Origin of the sequence: Microscilla marina ATCC 23134 (assembly GCF_000169175.1) — a bacterium.
Taxonomy (GTDB): Bacteria; Bacteroidota; Bacteroidia; order Cytophagales; family Microscillaceae; genus Microscilla; species Microscilla marina.
On record NZ_AAWS01000108.1, the window covers coordinates 1 to 3,936 of the forward strand.

At 34.8% G+C, this 3,936-nt stretch carries 5 protein-coding genes; all 5 read left to right on the forward strand.

The window, feature by feature from the left end; all coding sequences use genetic code 11:
- Positions 1-701: hypothetical protein (locus M23134_RS36950; protein ID WP_045115086.1), on the forward strand; the 701-nt coding region annotated here is incomplete at its 5' end.
- Positions 702-715: 14 nt separating this feature from the next.
- On the forward strand, positions 716-1,576 hold the full coding sequence (locus tag M23134_RS36955) for a hypothetical protein (RefSeq protein ID WP_002706123.1): 861 nt from the start codon (positions 716-718) through the stop codon (positions 1,574-1,576).
- Positions 1,577-1,657: 81 nt separating this feature from the next.
- Entirely contained in the window at positions 1,658-2,461 is an 804-nt protein-coding gene (locus M23134_RS36960) for a hypothetical protein (RefSeq protein ID WP_045115087.1), read from the forward strand.
- Between the two features lie 110 nt (positions 2,462-2,571).
- Positions 2,572-3,051, forward strand: coding sequence for a hypothetical protein (locus M23134_RS36965; RefSeq protein ID WP_002706127.1), 480 nt, complete (start codon positions 2,572-2,574; stop codon positions 3,049-3,051).
- A gap of 6 nt (positions 3,052-3,057) precedes the next feature.
- Positions 3,058-3,774 (forward strand): hypothetical protein, encoded by a 717-nt coding sequence (locus tag M23134_RS36970; protein ID WP_002706129.1) that lies wholly within the window; start codon positions 3,058-3,060, stop codon positions 3,772-3,774.
- The last annotated feature ends 162 nt before the right edge of the window (positions 3,775-3,936 follow it).

Here is a 3,936-nt window from a genome sequence, read left to right on the forward strand (position 1 = left end):
CAGATAGAGACTTGGCTAACCTTGTAAAAAGTAAAATATTAGATTTAAGGACAAAATTCTTTGATGACGTTCAAGTGGCTCATGGTCAATGGCGTTCTGGGCAAATTGATAAAAAAGCTTACAAAGCCAAGACAGAAAAGTTTTTAAGGACATTGGTTAAACAAATAGTAAAACGAGCCGACCAATATGACTTGAAAGATTTGGCTGAACTAAAAATTCACGAAAGTTTCTTGAAGATAGAACTAAATATAAAAGAACTATACAAAAATGTAGGCAGCCCTACTGCTACTGGAGATGGACACTCTAACTCAGCCGCAGCAGCAGAAAGATTTGGCTGGACTTATTCAGGCTCTTCAACAAGCCCTTATCATTATGAACGAGCAATAAGAATTCGCGAAGAACTGTCTAAACATACACGAGAAATAGAAATACTGAGTAAAAAATATGGCAAACACTATCTTAAGTATGAAGCATACAAAGAAGGGGTACTGGCAATGAAAGATTGTGGGTTAGCAGTGGATAATCCAAGGCAGTATTTACTAAATGTACCTTACAGAAAAGGAGGAACGAGTAAAAAAGATCTTTGGAAAGCATTTTTCCCTGGTATATCCAAGGCACAATTTATGCAAATGCCAGTAGACCCTGGTAATACAAGGCAAAACATTATTAGTAACATACCTTCTGATAAATATGGAGGGTAATTATGCAATAAAACATGTCAAATATTTTTTTTATAGCATTCAAAACTTGGAAGCAAAAAAATCGTGTGGAAGCTTTGAAGCTAATTAACGATCACTTTAAAAACAAATTTGGGAAAAAAGCTTTTCTTGATGAAGATATTACATCTGTTTGTGAGTGGTTTGATGAAAGTGATCCTGCAGATAACCTAGATAGATTTGATGTTGAAGTACGAAACTTCGCCCCTGATAAACTAGAATTACCTTTTGGTATTGTTTTTTGTGAGTTATGGGAATTAAGTCTTGATACTCAGTTACTATTTAAATTAATATATTGTGACCCCTATGACTTAGTGTATGAGCCATTTGCCGAAGATCTAGAAGATGTAATGGAAGGGCATCAATTGCACTTAATACCTCCTTTGCTTGTTAAATATGCCCAAAAAGGTTTGATCTCTTGTGAACTAGGGGCAAACGTAGGTGTGGCAACTCTTCATAGAAGAAACATAGAGGAGATGGATGAAGACTTTGAGCCACTTAAGAGTATGCTGCTTGAGCAATTGGCTCCTGTGTTGGAAGCTCGTCCTGCCAATGCCTGGCAATTATTAGTAGACGAAAATCCTTTGCAAGTTTTACAAATCTTTTTGAGAGATCACTTTTTATTGGCGTATGATAATATACCTACAGAAAGATGGGCTATTCAACATAAACAGCATCCAGATTATGTAAAAGCAGTTCTTGATTCTTTAGTGTATGCCATTGAGAAGCACAAGAATAACACCCAATTAACAGAAATGGTACAATTAGATGGAGGGTTTTATGGTGTAACTGATGGTAGGACTTGGCTCAAAGGTTTACATAAAGACTTATCCAACGAGGCATTTACTCAGAATTTATAAGGCGAATTTTATCCCAACCAAAAGGTACCTTAGCGTGGGCGAAAGCTTACGCTTTTTTTGTGTCAAAACATTGTATCATCGGTGGGCAAAATAGCCATCGCCAAGTTTATTGAAAATACCCTCGCCAACTTTGTGCCCTTGTTGCTCGACTTTATGGCGCGCATGCTGCGCCTGGGCAACGTAAGCGCCCGCATCAAGAGAATATTGGCGAAGCTACGCAAACCTTTGGATGATTTGATTGCGAAGGTGATGGCGTTTATTAGGAAGAAGATTAGAGGGTTTAAGAAGAAGAAGAAAGGGAAGGATAAGCAAGGGAAGGATGAGAAAGATACCAAGCAAGATAAACAAATCGACCTAAGTCATATAAAAGAAAAGTATGAAAATCAAAATGACGAAAAACATACACTTCGCTTTGTTAAACAAGGGAAAAAATATGTACTTAAGAGATTTAGTAGTAACCCTACTTTAGTCTTAGGTTGGCTGGTTTCTAAAATAACAGAGACAAACAATGACCCTAACCTAAGTCAAACTCAGAAGGCTACAAGAATAAAGAAAATACGTGATGCTCAAGAAGTTGCAAGAGAGATAAGAGACTTCTCATATCCTGCACCTAATTCAAAGGCCGTAAAGAAAAGTAAAGGGCTGAAAATTGTTGAAGGGCTTGTTAATAAATTAATGAAAATCATCAGGGATCATATTGATAGCAATATTGTTCCTGTGCCAAGAATGATTGTTACTCCTCCATTTACAGATAACAAAGCATCTAGCTTAGAGGTAAGGTATTTAGCAAGAAATAATCATCAACCCGGTTCTGCAACTAACCCTGATAATATTCCTGTTGCAAGTAACATCCTTAGAGGTTTAGGATTAGAGGTAGTTGGGTAGCTTTTCATATTATTAATGACGAGTTTGGTGGGCGTGGCATAAATTCTAATTTAATACCAACCCCTAGAGAAATTAATAACCCTGATTACCTAAATAACTTTGAAAGGCCAATGAGAGCTTTATATAGAAATGATGGCCCAAAAACGGGTAGGAATATTCTCTATATGACAGCTACTATTAGTTACCGTAGTGAGTATAAAGGTCAGTTTGTTAAAAAAATAAAAGTAGTAGGGGGCAATATGAAGGTTGTCAAGGATCGCTGGAAACCTTCTACAAAAAATAAATTAACTTGGTCAAAAACTGTCCCTCTTCCAGAAGCTGAATATATTTATGTTAACTCCCTTCCTTCTGATGCCAACCTGCGTAAAGAAATTTTCAGGAACTTTAATATAGATAATAAGTTAATAGACCTTATCTATGAGCTAAGTACTAAAGAAGAAATCAAAAGCATTAATCAAATAATTGGGTTCATAAAACAACGTACCTCTAGCAAAAAGTCTAGAGGTTATAAAATGTTAGTTAATAGATATATAAAACAACTGACCCAAAGTGGCGATGGAAAGTTTAAATTTGAAAGAAGAAATAACTAAATGCATATGGACATTGAAAACTATATTTTAGAAATAATGGAGCTAGGAGAAAGACTTCAAAATCACCCTAATGTTCATCTGGTAAACTTTAATATTGTAGAGCAAAACGATCCAGAAAGCATAGATGAATTAAGTCAAAAACTTGCTTTTGATTTACCAACTACTGTTACTGACTTTTATAAAACTGTTAATTCAATTCAAATACGTTGGGTTCGTAAGGATAACCCAGATTATGAGCCTGATATGTATGATACAGAAGGATGGTTTAACCCTATAGAGGGGGATGGGTTGATTTATGATGGTATAATAAATATACTACCTTTTGAAGATGTTTTTTTTGGTGAATGGAATGTATTAAAAAACTTAGCAGAAGTAGAAGAAAGTATTAATGTCAATAATAGGCAAGTTACTTATAAGGAATTTTATAGCCATATCTACCCCTTTGATATATGGAATGATATTCAAAGTTCAGCTTTTTATGTAGATAATAATGCTGATTTTTTAGTATTAACTACTTTTTTTCACTCTGAGGATTATCACCAGTCTGTTATTACTGACTTTGAGTCATACTTGGAGATGATTCTACATACAAATGGAATGCACAATGGCAAATACAAATACTATAAAAACTATAATAATGAGTATAAGGTAGTAAAAACTCCTAGATCATTCTGGACAAAAAATAATGTTGTTGATTTAGATAGTCTACCAGAAACGTTTTAGCATATGGATACTGAGAAATACATAATATCTTGGTTGGAAGCAGAAGACGATTTACGCGTTAATCAGAAGGTAAACGTTATAGAGTGTAATATCGACCAAAATGATTATGAAAAAGAACTCTTGGAAAACTTAAGTAAGCTAGAGTTTAACCTCCAAATGATA

What these genes read in the sequence shown, in the direction of transcription:
- M23134_RS36970 (WP_002706129.1), top strand. Translation starts at nt 3,058, where the DNA reads ATGGACATTGAAAACTATATTTTAGAAATAATGGAGCTAGGAGAAAGA.
- M23134_RS36955 (WP_002706123.1), top strand. Translation starts at nt 716, where the DNA reads ATGTCAAATATTTTTTTTATAGCATTCAAAACTTGGAAGCAAAAAAAT.
- M23134_RS36965 (WP_002706127.1), top strand. Translation starts at nt 2,572, where the DNA reads ATGAGAGCTTTATATAGAAATGATGGCCCAAAAACGGGTAGGAATATT.